Source organism: Sphingopyxis sp. JAI108 (assembly GCF_013410105.1).
GTDB classification, from domain to species: Bacteria; Pseudomonadota; Alphaproteobacteria; order Sphingomonadales; family Sphingomonadaceae; genus Sphingopyxis; species Sphingopyxis chilensis.
The window spans coordinates 1,363,593-1,377,437 of the sequence record NZ_JACCCJ010000001.1 but is presented as its reverse complement, the minus strand read 5'-3'; the positions used below and the strand labels follow the sequence as shown (position 1 = coordinate 1,377,437).

Sequence of the window (13,845 nt, the reverse complement as noted above, 5' to 3'; positions counted from 1 at the left end):
CTTCCCCATGACCGACAGTCCCAGCTTCGACACGATCAAGCTCGCCGTCGCCGACAATGTCGCGACGATCACGCTCAACCGCCCCGACCGGCTGAATTCGATGCCGCCCGCGATGGCCGACGACATTCGCGCGGCGCTCGATCATTTGCCGGGGCTTGGCGCGCGCGCGCTGCTGATCACGGGTGAAGGCCGGGGGTTTTGCTCGGGCGCCGATCTGGCGGGCGACCGGTCGGCGGGCGACGCCGTCAGCGGCGGGGCGCGGAGCCGCAATGCGCTGCGCGGCCATTACAACCCGATGCTGCTTTCGCTCGCCAATCTCGACATCCCCGTCGTGGTCGCGGTCAACGGCCCCGCGGCGGGCGTCGGGTGCAGCTTTGCGCTGTCGGGCGATTTCACCATCGCGGGCAAGAGCGCCTATTTCCTGCAGGCGTTCGTCAATATCGGGCTCGTTCCCGACGGCGGATCCTCGTGGCTGCTGCCGCGCCTGATCGGCGTGCCGCGCGCGTTGCAGATGATGATGCTCGGCGAGAAGATCGGTGCCGAGCAGGCGGCCGACTGGGGCATGATCTATAAATGCGTCGACGATGCCGAGTTGATGGCCGAAGCAAAGGCGCTGGCGACGCGGCTCGCGAACGGTCCGACCATCGCGCTCGGCACGATGCGCAAGGTGCTGCGCGACGGGCTGTCGCAGGATTTCGCAACCACGCTCGACGCCGAAGCCAAGGGCCAGTTCATCGCGGGCGGCACCGCGGACGCGATGGAAGGCATCATGGCGTTCCAGCAGAAGCGCAAGACCGAGTTCAAGGGGAAGTAAGTCCGGAAAACATATCCGGCGTCGACCGATGACTTTTACCGGTTAGGCCAGAAGTGTCACAATTCCGCGCTGTCGCCGTTCATCGCTCTCACGATAAAATCAACAAAATTTATGAAGACGAATCCGAACACGAACGAGGCCCAGATCAGGGCATATTTCAGATAATCTTCGCCGCTCATTTCAACGCCGCTAGAAATCTTATTGAAGATTTCTAGCGGTAGCACGATCGATATGAACAGAAGTATCAGCAGAAGGGATTTGTTGAAATTCCTCAATGCCTTGAAACGCGACCACATCGGTTAACTGAACTCCCGCAACCCGCTACTACTCCGCCGCTTCCTCGACCATCACCTTTTTGTAGATACTCGTGCGCGGATAGGAGCAGAGGCGCATCACCATCGGCTCGAAAAACTCGATGCTCTCGCTGTCATAATCGGGGTCGAACGCCGGCGCGTCATATTTTTCGCAGAATTCGGCACACGCGGCATAATGGGGATGATCCTTGAACTGGTCGCGCATGTCGCGGTCGAGCCCGAGATAGTGGAAGAAATAATGGCCCTGGAAGATTCCGTGATGCTGGACGATCCACAGATTTTCCTCTGACAGGAAGGGCTTGAGGATCGCCGCCGCGACGTCGGGGTGGTTGAACGCGCCGAGCGTGTCGCCGATGTCGTGGAGCAAAGCCATCACGACATATTCCTCGTCGCGGCCATCCCTATGCGCCCTGGTCGCGGTCTGCAGGCAATGTTCGAGCCGGTCGACGGGGAAGCCGCCATAATCGCCGCCGAGCAGCTTCAGATGGTCGAGGATGCGCTTGCCATTGTTCGGCGCGAACTCCTTTTGCTCGCGTGCGATAATGTCCCAATCTTCCTGCGTTCCGTCGATCATCGAGCGGAAAGTGGCGTGATCGTGCGTCATCTCGTTCATGGCAGCCTCTCCTATTTTGAGGCGCAGCCTATCCTATTCGTTGTTATTTGCAACGTTATAGGTCTTCACCTCGGCCTGCGTCAGGCAGCGGCGCGTCGATTTGTCGTCGGCATTTTCGAGCGCCTTCTGCTGGTACATGACCTCGGTCAGCAGCTTGCGCGACACCCCCATGCGGATGAGGAAATCATTGTCCTCGCTCGCGAGCAGCGCGGCGTCCTGTTCGATGTCGCCGATCAATTCCTTGGTCGCGTCGGTGCCCATCGCGACGCTCATGTCGATCGTGCTGCGATCGCCGGTGCGGGTGAACATATGGACGATGAAGAGCCCGCCGGGGTCGATCACGCGCGGCTGGCCGCCCATGAAGACGAAGTTGCACGCGCTGAAACAGGCCCAGCCCGCCGGGATGCGCGTCGTCAGCCCGAAGTTCGAGCGGATGATCCGTCCCGCGGCATTGCCCGCGCGCGCGTCGCCGCCCGGCGAGCGCAGCCAGACCTCGCCGACGTCGGGATTGGCGGCGAGCGCGGCCTTCAGCCGCTCGGGCAGCCCCGCGTCGATCCGCCCCTCGGCGAGCAGCACCTTGCCGTTCTTCATGGCGACGGGGGTGAGCTTCATCGCCGGATTGGCCGACCAGTCGGGGTTCAGCGGACAGGTCGGGTTCGCCGGATCGACCGCCGGTTTCGCGGCGCCGGTCAGGCAGGCGATCAGCCCCGCCGCCGCCGCGAGACGAACGAATTTACGCGGCCAGGACATAGCGTGCCTGTCCCGGCCCCTTGCACATCCGTTTCGACACGCGCGTTTCCTCGCCCTCGACGATGATGATGTCGGTGACGTTCATGCACTGAGTCCCATCGGCAAGTTCGTTCTTCGCCGCGACCGTCGACGACCCGCTGACATTCTCGCGCGTTCCGCTCGTCCAGTTCGCGGTCGCGCCGACCTCTTCGCCGCGCGTCGCCTCCTCGGTCGCCGCCGCCGCCTGCACCTGTTCGGCGGGGTCGAGGCGGCAGGCGATGGCGTCGGTGAGCGTGCCGCTGACCTCCGAAATCGGCACATAGGAGTAGACGCCGGCCTTGCTCGCGACATCGCCGACCGCGTCGTTGATCACATTGCCCAATATGTTGCGGCCGATGCTATTGCCCTTCTTGCCCTTGGGGCAGCCGCCATTGTCGTCCTCGCTCGGCTTGGGCGCCGGCGTCGTCACCTTGCGAAGCAGGCCGCCGAACTGCGCCTGCGCCGGCGCGACGGCAAGCAGGCAGGCCGCGAGCACGGCCGGGGTCGCCAAAATTTTCCGCATCATCCTGTCCACCCTCGATGCGCCCGAACCCGGGCTGTCCAGCGACCCTTTTATCGGTGATTCATGCCACCCGCTGTGATTTTCATCAACCGTGCAACATTTGTCATCCAGACAGGTTGAATTAAGGTCGAATATGTCACAGTAACGCCGCCATGCTCTCGCAGAAGACCCGCTATACGATCCGCGCGTTCCAGCACCTGGCCGATCATTGGGGCAAGGGGCAGGTGCAGCTGGCGGACATTGCGGACGCGCAGAATATCCCGCCCAAGTTTCTGACCGTGATCCTGTCCGAAATGGCGCGCGAGGGGCTGCTCATCTCGCAGCGCGGGCGCGATGGCGGGTACCAGCTCGCGCTGCCCCCGATCGACATCAGCTATGGTGATCTTGTGCGGCTGACGCGCGGTTCGCTCGCGCTCGTCCCCTGCGCCGCACGCAACGCGCACGAGCATTGCAAGAATTGCCTGCCCGAAATGGACTGCCGGTTGCGCAGCCTGATGCTCCGGGTCCGCGACGACACGGCGTCGATCCTCGACCGCATCACGCTCGCCGACCCGATCGAGATGCTGCCGCTGTTCGACAAGGAAGAGGCGGCGGAATAGCTTCGCCGCCGCCCCACTACGGCTTCGCTTGAGCAGCCGGCGCCAACGCGGCATTTAGCCGGACATTAACCAATTTGCCCCACACCGCTATCATGAGGGGCAGGATCCATGGTCTCGACGCATTGCGTGGGATAGCCGCGTGGCTCGTCCTGCTGATGCACGCGAGCCAGACGTTGGCCGGAGCGCATCTTGCGGTCGATTTCTTCTTCATGCTGTCGGGTTTCGTCATGGCCCGCACCTATGAGGATCGCCTTCGCGACAGGTCGCTGAGCCCCCTGTCCTTTCTGCTCAAACGCTATCGGCGGCTCTGGTTCACGATGGCCGTCGGCGCATCGCTTGGCCTGGCCTTGCCTCTTTGGGCGCTGGGGCCGTCGCCCAATCTGGCGGTGACCTATTTATTCGCCATGCTCCTGATCCCCTATGGAGCAACGACGCCCTATATCCTGAACAGCCCGGCCTGGTCGATCACCTATGAGCTTCTGGCAAATGCGCTTCACGGCCTGTGGTTGGCAAAGATGGGTGATCGCATGTTGTGGGTCGCGCTCGCAACGGTCAGCGCGGCGTTTGTGGCGGCCTATTCCTACGGCGGCTTCCCGCGCATTCTTCAACACACGTCCGCCGAAACCCAGTTGCTGATCATATTCCGGGCGATGACGGCTTATATCATCGGCATATTGGTGGCGCGGTTGACGATGAAACGGTCGCTGCCGAAGATTCCCTTCTGGGCCGGGGCCGCGGCGCTTCCAGCCTATATCGCGCTGGTGACGGCGTGGCCGTTCGCCTTCTGGCCGCTGCCTTTCATCTTCCTGGTTGCCCCCCTGGCGCTGCTCGCCGGACTCGACCCGAGCGCGCCCAAGGGGCCATCGGCCCTGCTCGGCGACATTTCATTTCCGCTATATGCGATTCACATGCCCATCGTGCAGGCCGGATTTCATTTTGGCTGGCCGCGCGAGACCGCCATCATCCTGTCGGTGGCCATCGCCTGCTTGTGGATCATCCGCTTACCCGAACGACGGCCGACCGGCCTCGCGACCTGATTGAGGCCATCGGCGACGGCATTGACCATCGCCGGCTCGGATTGCCGTTTCGTTCGATATCGGGAGTTAAACAGAAATGGTGGAGCCTAGCGGGATCGAACCGCTGACCTCCTGCATGCCATGCAGGCGCTCTCCCAGCTGAGCTAAGGCCCCGTGCCATTCGTGCGGGTCGCGCCTGGGCGGTGCGACCGGGACGCCGCCTTTAGCAGCGCCGTCGGGTGATGCAAGGGGCCAAATCATCTTTCGATGCTTTTTTGACCCCCGGCGCTCACCCGCCGATAATCAGCTTTCGTCGTCCTCGTCGTCGCCCGTGGCAACGCCCAGATCGTCGTCGCCGCCAAGGTCGACATCATTGTCCGGCGAGTCGCTGTCCTCGTCGACATCGACGTCCAGATCCAGATCCTCGTCGGCCGCGACATCTTCCTTCACGACCTTGCCGGGCTTCTCGGCTTCTTCGAACGGCATCGGCTGCTTCGATTTCAGCACCGATTCCGGAATCCAGCTATAGCCGCAATTGATGCAGCTGACCGGATCGTCCTTCGTCAAATCATAGAATCGGGTGGCGCATTTCGGGCAGCTGCGCTTCGTGCCCCATTCAGCCTTGATCATAAACGCCTCATAATCCTTTGGAAACAGGATAGAAATATGGAAGAGCGACGGCGCCTGAATAGCTATCCGTCAAATCGGCGTGCGCCTTGCCAGATTGCAAGGCCGCTGTCAAAAGCCGCACGCCATGACCGATCAAACCGCCACCCCGCGCAGCTTTTCCGCTTCCGTTCCGCTGAAGGGCAGGATCGCGATTCCGGGGGACAAAAGCATCTCGCACCGCTCGCTGATGCTCTCCGCGCTCGCGGTCGGGGAAAGCCGCGTCACCGGCCTGCTCGAAGGGCATGACGTGCTCGCGACCGCCGCGGCGATGCGCGCGATGGGCGCAACCATCGAGCGGCGGGACGATGGCGAATGGCGCATCCACGGCGTCGGGGTCGGCGGGCTGCTCCAGCCGCGCGCAGCGCTGGACATGGGCAACAGCGGCACCTCGACGCGCCTGTTGATGGGGCTGGTCGCCAGCCACCCGATCACCGCCACCTTCGTCGGCGACGCCAGCCTGTCGGGGCGCCCGATGGGCCGCGTCATCGATCCGCTGTCGCTGATGGGGGCCGACATCTCGGCCTCTCCGGGGGGCCGCCTTCCCCTGATGATCCGCGGCCTCGCCCCCGCCATCCCCCTTTCCTACCGCCTGCCGATGGCATCGGCGCAGGTGAAGAGCGCCGTGCTGCTCGCCGGGCTCAACACGCCGGGGATCACCGAAGTCATCGAACCCGTCCCGACGCGCGACCACAGCGAACGCATGCTCAAGGGCTTCGGCGCCGAGCTGACGGTCGACTCCGACGGCGAAGGCACGCGCCATATCCGCATTCGCGGCGAAGCCGAGTTGAAGCCGCAGACGATCATCGTCCCCGGCGACCCGTCGTCGGCCGCCTTCTTTATCGTCGCGGCGCTGGTCGTGCCCGGATCGGACGTCACCATCGCCAATGTCGGCCTGAACCCCACCCGCGCTGGCCTCGTCGAGGTGCTCAGGCAGATGGGCGGCGACATCGAACTCCTCGATGCGCGCGAAGTCGGCGGCGAGCCGGTCGCGGACCTGCGCGTCCGCCACAGCGCGCTCAAGGGCATCGACGTCGATCCCGCCGTCGCACCGAGCATGATCGACGAATTCCCGATCCTGTTCGTCGCCGCGGCGCTCGCCGAAGGCCGCACCGTCACGACCGGGCTCGACGAGCTTCGCGTCAAGGAAAGCGACCGCCTGGCCGTGATGGCAACCGGCCTCGCGGCGATCGGCGTGCGCGTCGAAGAGAGCGAAGATGGCCTCGTCATCCACGGCACCGGCGGCGATCTGTTACCTGGCGGCGCGACCATCGCGGGCCACCTCGATCACCGCATCTGCATGAGCTTCGCGGTCGCGGGGCTCGTCTGCAAGGCGCCGGTGACGATCGACGACATTGCGCCGGTCGCGACGAGCTTCCCCAATTTCGAAGCCTTGCTTGCGGGCTTGCAACAATGATCATCGCGGTCGACGGCCCCACCGCGTCGGGCAAGGGCACGATCGCCAAGGCGCTCGCCGCCCATTTCGGCCTTCCCGTGCTCGACACCGGCCTGCTCTATCGCGCGGTCGGCTATCAGACCCAGCTCGATCACGGCGACCCCGACAACGCCGCCGACGCGCTCGCTGCCTGCGAATTCCCCGCCAGCCTGCTCGATGATCCCGCGCTGCGCTTCGAAAGCACGGGCAGCCTCGCCAGCCGCGCGTCGGTCCACCCGCAGGTCCGCGCCGCGCTGTTCCAGCGCCAGGTCGATTTCGCGAACCAGCCCGGCGGCGCGGTGCTCGACGGGCGCGACATCGGCACCGTCATCGCGCCGCACGCCGACGCCAAATTGTTCGTGACAGCGACCGCCGAGGAACGTGCGCGCCGGCGTCACGCCGAAATGCTGGGCCGCGGAGTCGAGGTCAGTTTCGACGCGGTGCTCGCCGACGTCCATGCCCGCGATGCACGCGACACGGGTCGCGCCGACGCTCCGCTCGTCCGCGCGCCCGACGCGATGCTGCTCGACAATAGCGCGCTCGATCGCGACGCCGCCATCGCCGCCGCGATCGCCTTTGTGGAAAGCAGGATCGGCGCGCGCGGCTGAAGAGCATCGCGCAGAGGCCGCCCGAAGGCGGCCGGCCCGGCCTTTTCCCTTGCCGAAAGCCCCTTTCCCGCATATACGCGCGCCGTCCGACGGGCTTTTGCCGGTCGAGGCACGGACAAGCCGCCGCTCGCAATCGGGCGTCGGGCGCGATGGGGTTCACCCTTCGCGCCCATTTTGCTTTGCCCATGCCTTGGCCGACGAACAGCCCTGAAGATGTCCCGCCTCGCATCCGGCGGACGGGACGGATCGGCCACAAGACCAGCGGAACCAACCGCTTGGCCGGAACAATGAAGTAAGGAATACACTCTATGGCCTCTACGGCTTTTCCGTCGCGCGACGATTTCGCCGCGATGCTCGACGAATCGCTGGGTGGTGCTGATGGCGGCTTTGAAGGCCGCGTCGTCAAGGGCACCGTGACCGCGATCGAAAACGACCTGGCAGTGATCGACATCGGCCTGAAGAGCGAAGGCCGCGTGCCGCTTCGCGAATTCGCGATGCCGGGCCAGAAGGCCGACATCAACGTCGGTGACGAAGTCGAAGTCTATGTCGACCGCGTCGAAAATGCCAATGGCGAAACCATGCTGTCGCGCGACCGTGCTCGCCGCGAAGCCGCCTGGGACCGCCTGGAAGAAGAATTCAACAAGGAAGCCCGCGTCGAAGGCGTCATCTTCGGCCGCGTCAAGGGCGGTTTCACCGTCGACCTCGGCGGCGCCGTGGCGTTCCTCCCGGGTTCGCAGGTCGACATCCGCCCCGTGCGCGACGTCGGCCCGCTCATGGACCTGCCGCAGCCCTTCCAGATCCTCAAGATGGATCGCCGCCGCGGCAACATCGTCGTGTCGCGCCGCGCCATCCTCGAGGAAACGCGCGCCGAACAGCGTTCCGGCCTGATCCAGAACCTCGAAGAGGGCCAGATCATCGAAGGCGCGGTCAAGAACATCACCGATTATGGTGCGTTCGTCGACCTGGGCGGCATCGACGGCCTGCTTCATGTCACCGACATGAGCTACAAGCGCGTCAACCACCCGAGCGAAGTCATCAACATCGGTGACACGGTCAAGGTGCAGATCATCCGCATCAACCGCGACACGCAGCGCATCAGCCTGGGCATGAAGCAGCTCGAAAGCGATCCGTGGGAAGGCGTCGCCGCCAAGTACCCGGTCGGCGCGAAGCTGTCGGGCACCGTCACGAACATCACCGATTACGGTGCGTTCGTCGAACTCGAGCCCGGCATCGAAGGCCTGGTCCACGTCAGCGAAATGTCGTGGGTCAAGAAGAACGTCCATCCCGGCAAGATCGTTTCGACCAGCCAGGAAGTCGACGTCATCGTCCTCGAAGTCGACAGCGACAAACGCCGCATCTCGCTTGGCCTCAAGCAGGCCCAGTCGAACCCCTGGGGCGCCTTTGCCGAATCGCATCCGATCGGCTCGGTCGTCGAAGGCGAAGTCAAGAACGCGACCGAATTCGGTCTGTTCGTCGGCCTGCCCGGCGACGTCGACGGCATGGTCCACATGTCGGACATCGCGTGGGGCATCTCGGGCGAAGAAGCGCTGCACCTCCACCGCAAGGGCGAGGCCGTGCAGGTCGTCGTTCTCGACGTCGACGTCGAGAAGGAACGCATCAGCCTCGGCATCAAGCAGCTTGAAAAGGGTGCTCCGGCCGTCGGCGGCGGCGTTGCCGCTGCGGGTTCGCTGAAGAAGAACGACGTCGTCACCGTCTCGGTCCTCGAAGTCCGCGACAACGGCCTCGAAGTGCAGGCCGGCGAAGATGGCGCCACCGGCTTCATCAAGCGCGCCGACCTTGGCCGCGACCGCGACGAACAGCGTGCCGAACGCTATCAGGTCGGCCAGAAGTTCGACGCGATGGTCATCGGCTTCGACCGTTCGAAAAAGCCCAACTTCTCGGTCAAGGCGATGCAGATCGCCGAAGAGAAGGAAGCCGTCGCGCAGTACGGCTCGTCGGACTCGGGCGCGTCGCTCGGCGACATCCTCGGCGAAGCGCTGAAGGCCGGCAAGAAGGACTGATCCTCCTTCCGCCGTCAGGCAACAGAAAAGGCCCGCAGAGTGTCCCTCTGCGGGCCTTTTTCATGTCGCGATATATTTTTGACCGGATCGGGATTCGTGATACCTTTGCGGCGCGTTGGGAGGGGTCTCACGCATTAAGGGCCGGCAACGTCCGGAATCCTGCTTCGGCGGGAAACGCGTGGCTGTATATATTAGGGGAAGCACATGATCCGGTCAGAACTGGTTCAAAAGATCGCGAGCGAAAACAGCGATTTGAGACTCGAAGAAGTCGAGCGCATCGTCGACACCTTCTTCGACTCGATCGTCGACCAACTCGCGGCGGGCGGCCGCGTCGAGTTGCGCGGCTTCGGCGCCTTCTCGACCCGCTCGCGCGAATCGCGCACCGGCCGCAACCCCCGCACCGGGGCCGCCGTCGATGTGAAGGCGAAAAGCGTCCCCTATTTCAAACCGGGCAAGGAAATGCGCGAGCGGCTGAACAGCTGAGCGACAGTCCGAACGCCGTCATGGCGAGCGCAGCTTCGCTGCGCTCGCCATGACGTTATTGAAGCCTCAGTTCTTGAGCCGGTATCCGGTGCGGAACATCCAGAAGATCACGCCAAGGCACAGCGCCAGAAACAGCGCGACCGCGCCCATGCTGACCTCGATCCCGACGTCGCCCTTGCCGAAGAAGGTCCAGCGGAAGCCGCTGATCAGATAGACGACGGGATTGAACAGCGTGATCGTCCGCCATGCCGCGGGCAGCATGTCGAGCGAGTAGAAGGCGCCGCCAAGGAAGGTCAGCGGATAGATCACCAGCATCGGAATGACCTGAAGCTGCTCGAAGCTTTGCGCCCAGATGCCGATGATGAAGCCGAACAGGCAAAAGGTCACCGCCATCAGGATCATGAAGGCGACCATCAACAGCGGATAGGCGACCTGCACGTCGACGAACAGGTGCGCGGTGGCGAAAATGATCGACCCGATGACCACCGACTTCGTCGCCGCCGCGCCGACATAGGCGATCACCGTTTCGAGCGGCGACAGCGGCGCCGACAGCATTTCATAGATCGTCCCCGTCCATTTCGGCATATAGATGCCGAACGAGGCGTTGCTGATGCTTTCGGTGAACATCGTCAGCATCATCAGCCCGGGCACGATGAAGGCGCCATAGGGCACATCGCTGACCTCGGTCATCCGGCTGCCGATCGCCGATCCGAAGACGACGAAATAAAGCGCCGTGGTGATCACCGGCAGCATCAGGCTGGTCCAGAAGGTGCGCCCGAAGCGCGCCATTTCGAAGGCGTAGATCGCGCGTACGCCGCGCCAGTTCGCGGTCATGCGGCTTCTCCCTTTATGCCGTTCGATTCGTGCACCAGCCCGACGAAAATATCCTCGAGCGAGCTTTGCCGCGTGTGCAGATCCTTGAACTGGACCCCGATGTCGGTCATCCGCCGCAGCAGCGACGGCACGCCCGTCGCCTCGGCCCGGCTGTCGAACTCATAGACCAGCTCATTGCCCTCGCCCGCGAGTTCGAGCTTCCACTGCGCGAGCTCTTCGGGGATCGCCGCCAGCGGTTCGGTGAGATTGAGCGTGAGCGTCTTGCGCCCCAGCTTCTTGATCAGCTCGTCCTTCTGCTCGACCAGGATCAGCCGCCCGCCGGTGATCACCCCCACCCGGTCGGCCATTTCCTCGGCTTCCTCGATATAATGGGTTGTCAGGATGATCGTCACGCCGCGCTCGCGAAGGCCGCGCACCATGTTCCACATGTCGCGGCGCAATTCGACGTCGACACCCGCGGTCGGTTCGTCGAGGAACAGGATTTCGGGCTCGTGGCTCAGCGCCTTCGCGATCATCACGCGGCGTTTCATCCCGCCCGACAATTCCATGATCTTCGACGAGCGCTTGTCCCAGAGCGAGAGGTCGCGCAGCAGCTGCTCGATGAACGCCGGGTCCTTGGGCTTGCCGAACAGGCCGCGCGAGAAAGTGACCGTCGCCATCACCGTCTCGAACGCGTCGGTGTGCAGTTCCTGCGGCACCAGCCCGATCAGCGCCCGCGCGGCGCGATAGCCCTGCGCGTGGTCGTGACCGCCGACGGTCACCGTCCCCGCGCTCGGCGTGACGATGCCGCAGACGATGCTGATCATCGTCGTCTTGCCCGCGCCGTTCGGCCCGAGCAGCGCGAAAATCTCGCCCTTGTTGATGGTAAGGTCGACGTCGCTCAGGGCTTTGTGACCGCTCTTGTAGGTTTTTCCGAGACCGGAAATTTGGAGGACAGCTGTCATGACACGCCGTCTAGCCGAGCAACCCCTTGCCGTGAAGCGACAAACATCGCTTGACCTCCATCGACCCATCGGCTTGACCAACGGGCCAGGCGGACGTGGCGAAATCGGTAGACGCAGCAGACTTAAAATCTGCCGGCCTAGTGTCATGCGGGTTCAAGTCCCGCCGTCCGCACCAGATTGCCCCGCCGGAACGGTCGGCAATAGGGCATGGCCTTGCGAAGCGCGCCGTCCTAGGGTGCGTTCGCAATGCGCCTGATCCGTCCCGCTATCCTCTTCTCCCTCGTCGCATCCGCATCGGTCGCGCTTTCGGGCTGCGACCTGTTCGGCGAACGCGGCCCTGTGAAAATCGCCGCCATCGGCACGCTCAATCCCGCGGCGACGCCGCTTTCGGGGGAGTTGTCGGGCGCCAATGCCGCGCTGCTCGATGCGACCTCGCAGGGCCTCGTCAGCTATGACGGAGAAGGGCAGATCGACACCGGCCTCGCCGACCGCTGGACCGTCACCACCGACGGGCGCAGCTATATCTTCCGGCTTCGCGAAGCCAAGTGGACCAACGGGCGCAAGGTCACCGCCGAGGATGTCTCGGCGATCCTGCGCTCCTATCTCGCCCCCGCCAGCCGTCACATCCTCAAGGACGATTTCCCCGAGGTCGAGACGATCAAGGCGATGACCGAGACCGTCATCGAAATCCGCCTCGCGGTACCGCAGCCCGCGATTCTCGAACTGCTCGCGCAGCCGTCGATGGCGATCGTCAACAAGGGCATGGGCTGGGGCCCGATGCGCGGGCGCAAGATCGGCCGCGCGGTGCTGCTGTCGCCCGTCCCGGACCCGCTCGCCGAGGATCCCGAAGCCGCCGAGGCCGCCGCGAACGATCCCGCCGCCTCGATCGAGCTCGTCGGCACCTCGCCCGAGGGCGCGCTCGCGCGGTTCAAGAACGGCTATGCCGATGGCGTGATCGGGGGACGCTTTTCGACCCTGCCCTATTTCGTCGCCTCGAACGTCGGCCGTTCGCGGCTGGTCGTCGATCCGGTGCCCGGCCTGTTCGGCCTGTCGTTCGTGCGCGCCGAGGGGTTCCTCGCAACCGACATCAACCGCGACGCGCTCGTCCGCGCGATCCGGCGCGAGCGGCTGATCGAGGCCTTTGGCCTCGCCGAATGGCAGCCGCAGGTCACGCTGCGCCCGGCGCTCTACACGCGCGACGGCGGCCCGGTGCCGCTGGTCCCCGCCTGGGCCGATTTCGACGAAGCCTCGCGCCTCGCCCAGGCGAAACGCGTGGTCGATGCCTGGCGCGCCGCCGGGCGCGAGATCGAGCCGCTGCGCATTGCGGTGCCCGATACGCCGGGCGGTCGCATATTGTTCGCCTATGTCGCCGCCGACTTCAACGCGATCGGCGTGCCGAGCCGGCGCGTCGCGATGGCGTCGTCCGCCGACCTTCGCCTGATCGACGAGGTCGCCCCGAACGACGATCCCCTGTGGGGAATACGCCGCCTGTCGTGCCGCCGCGACACGCTGTGCAACCGCGAGGCGCAAAACCTGATCGATCTGGCGACCGCCAACATCGATATCGGCCAGCGCCGCCAGCAGATCAGCGAGGCCGAGGCGGTGCTGGCGCGTTACGCGCCCTTCATCCCGCTCGCGACGCCGCTGCGCTGGTCGGTCGCGTCGCAGCGCCTGACCGGGCTGCGCGCCAACGGCCGTGCGCAGCACCCATTGAATCACCTGATCGCCGCGCCTAACTAAATGGAGGCGCTTCAAGTTCGAGCGCTTTTGAAAGGACCCTGATGGCCCCTTCGACCCCCAATCCGGATGCGATCTTCGACGCTCTCATCCAGAACCGGACCGACCCCGCGGCGCTGCGCAAGCGTGTCGAAACGCTCGAAATCCTCCTCGAGCGCAGCTTCGTCATTCCCGGCATCAACCGTCCGGTCGGCCTTGATGCGATCGTCGGACTCGTCCCCGTGGTCGGCGACGTCATCGCCGCGACGATGGGCGCCTATCTTATCTGGGAAGCGCGCAACCTCGGCATGCCGAAGTGGAAGATCTGGCGCATGGTCGGCAATCTGGGTGTCGATACCGCGCTCGGCGCGGTGCCGCTCGTCGGCGACGCGTTCGACTTTTTCTTTCGCTCGAACACGCGCAATCTCAAGATCATCAAGAAGCATCTCGACAAGCATCATCCGGGCACGATCATCATCGACCAGTAATTT

Annotated in this window: 15 protein-coding genes and 2 tRNA genes; 10 read left to right on the top strand and 7 right to left on the bottom strand. The window is 64.4% G+C overall.

All coding sequences use genetic code 11. The features are described 5' to 3' along the window. Window positions 1–7: 7 nt before the first annotated feature. Window positions 8–814 carry an enoyl-CoA hydratase-related protein gene (locus tag HDC29_RS06565; RefSeq protein WP_179495523.1) on the top strand — a complete coding sequence of 269 codons (807 nt, stop codon included), beginning with the start codon at window positions 8–10 and terminating at the stop codon, window positions 812–814. Between the two features lie 324 nt (window positions 815–1,138). On the opposite strand, the gene HDC29_RS06560 is transcribed toward HDC29_RS06565, so the two are convergent. From HDC29_RS06560 to HDC29_RS06550, 3 genes are read right to left on the bottom strand one after another with little or no spacing between them, the layout of a single operon-like run. Continuing rightward, entirely contained in the window at window positions 1,139–1,741 is a 603-nt protein-coding gene (locus HDC29_RS06560; protein WP_179495521.1) for an HD domain-containing protein, read from the bottom strand. Between the two features lie 33 nt (window positions 1,742–1,774). Beyond that, on the bottom strand, window positions 1,775–2,491 hold the full coding sequence (locus HDC29_RS06555; RefSeq protein ID WP_179495519.1) for a hypothetical protein: 717 nt from the start codon (window positions 2,489–2,491) through the stop codon (window positions 1,775–1,777). Further along, complete coding sequence (locus HDC29_RS06550) at window positions 2,475–3,035, bottom strand: hypothetical protein (protein ID WP_257018082.1); 561 nt, start codon at window positions 3,033–3,035, stop codon at window positions 2,475–2,477. Before HDC29_RS06550 ends, HDC29_RS06555 begins: the two co-directional genes overlap by 17 nt. Window positions 3,036–3,184: 149 nt before the next feature. Here HDC29_RS06550 and HDC29_RS06545 point away from each other — a divergent pair, with 149 nt between their 5' ends. Both HDC29_RS06545 and HDC29_RS06540 read left to right on the top strand, forming a co-directional pair. Beyond that, on the top strand, window positions 3,185–3,631 hold the full coding sequence (locus tag HDC29_RS06545; RefSeq protein ID WP_179495517.1) for an Rrf2 family transcriptional regulator: 447 nt from the start codon (window positions 3,185–3,187) through the stop codon (window positions 3,629–3,631). Window positions 3,632–3,723: 92 nt separating this feature from the next. Continuing rightward, entirely contained in the window at window positions 3,724–4,668 is a 945-nt protein-coding gene (locus tag HDC29_RS06540; RefSeq protein ID WP_179495515.1) for an acyltransferase, read from the top strand. 77 nt (window positions 4,669–4,745) lie between these two features. Here the strand turns inward: HDC29_RS06540 and HDC29_RS06535 are convergent. Together HDC29_RS06535 and HDC29_RS06530 are read right to left on the bottom strand one after the other, a co-directional pair. Further along, window positions 4,746–4,821 (bottom strand) — tRNA-Ala (locus HDC29_RS06535). 129 nt (window positions 4,822–4,950) lie between these two features. Further along, window positions 4,951–5,277 carry a TIGR02300 family protein gene (locus HDC29_RS06530; RefSeq protein ID WP_179495512.1) on the bottom strand — a complete coding sequence of 109 codons (327 nt, stop codon included), beginning with the start codon at window positions 5,275–5,277 and terminating at the stop codon, window positions 4,951–4,953. A gap of 124 nt (window positions 5,278–5,401) precedes the next feature. Here HDC29_RS06530 and aroA point away from each other — a divergent pair, with 124 nt between their 5' ends. From aroA to HDC29_RS06510, 4 genes are all read left to right on the top strand, one after another. Then, entirely contained in the window at window positions 5,402–6,730 is a 1,329-nt protein-coding gene (aroA, locus tag HDC29_RS06525) for a 3-phosphoshikimate 1-carboxyvinyltransferase (RefSeq protein WP_179495510.1), read from the top strand. Continuing rightward, window positions 6,727–7,356 carry a d(CMP) kinase gene (locus HDC29_RS06520; RefSeq protein WP_179495508.1) on the top strand — a complete coding sequence of 210 codons (630 nt, stop codon included), beginning with the start codon at window positions 6,727–6,729 and terminating at the stop codon, window positions 7,354–7,356. The genes aroA and HDC29_RS06520 overlap by 4 nt, the downstream gene beginning before the upstream one ends. Window positions 7,357–7,664: 308 nt before the next feature. Continuing rightward, on the top strand, window positions 7,665–9,377 hold the full coding sequence (rpsA, locus tag HDC29_RS06515; RefSeq protein WP_179495506.1) for a 30S ribosomal protein S1: 1,713 nt from the start codon (window positions 7,665–7,667) through the stop codon (window positions 9,375–9,377). 204 nt (window positions 9,378–9,581) lie between these two features. Continuing rightward, the gene (locus HDC29_RS06510; protein ID WP_179495504.1) at window positions 9,582–9,860 is read left to right on the top strand and encodes an integration host factor subunit beta; all 279 of its coding nucleotides are present in this window, start codon (window positions 9,582–9,584) and stop codon (window positions 9,858–9,860) included. A gap of 66 nt (window positions 9,861–9,926) precedes the next feature. On the opposite strand, the gene HDC29_RS06505 is transcribed toward HDC29_RS06510, so the two are convergent. Both HDC29_RS06505 and HDC29_RS06500 read right to left on the bottom strand, forming a co-directional pair. Then, a complete protein-coding gene (locus HDC29_RS06505) occupies window positions 9,927–10,694 on the bottom strand; it encodes an ABC transporter permease (protein ID WP_179495502.1) in 768 nt (255 codons plus the stop codon). Beyond that, window positions 10,691–11,638, bottom strand: coding sequence for an ABC transporter ATP-binding protein (locus HDC29_RS06500; protein ID WP_179495500.1), 948 nt, complete (start codon window positions 11,636–11,638; stop codon window positions 10,691–10,693). The genes HDC29_RS06505 and HDC29_RS06500 overlap by 4 nt, the downstream gene beginning before the upstream one ends. An 89-nt stretch (window positions 11,639–11,727) precedes the next feature. Between HDC29_RS06500 and HDC29_RS06495 the strand changes: the two genes are divergently transcribed. From HDC29_RS06495 to HDC29_RS06485, 3 genes are all read left to right on the top strand, one after another. Then, window positions 11,728–11,813 (top strand) — tRNA-Leu (locus HDC29_RS06495). Between the two features lie 71 nt (window positions 11,814–11,884). Continuing rightward, complete coding sequence (locus HDC29_RS06490; RefSeq protein ID WP_179495497.1) at window positions 11,885–13,378, top strand: ABC transporter substrate-binding protein; 1,494 nt, start codon at window positions 11,885–11,887, stop codon at window positions 13,376–13,378. 41 nt (window positions 13,379–13,419) lie between these two features. Further along, window positions 13,420–13,842 (top strand): DUF4112 domain-containing protein, encoded by a 423-nt coding sequence (locus HDC29_RS06485; protein WP_179495495.1) that lies wholly within the window; start codon window positions 13,420–13,422, stop codon window positions 13,840–13,842. Window positions 13,843–13,845: the final 3 nt, after the last annotated feature.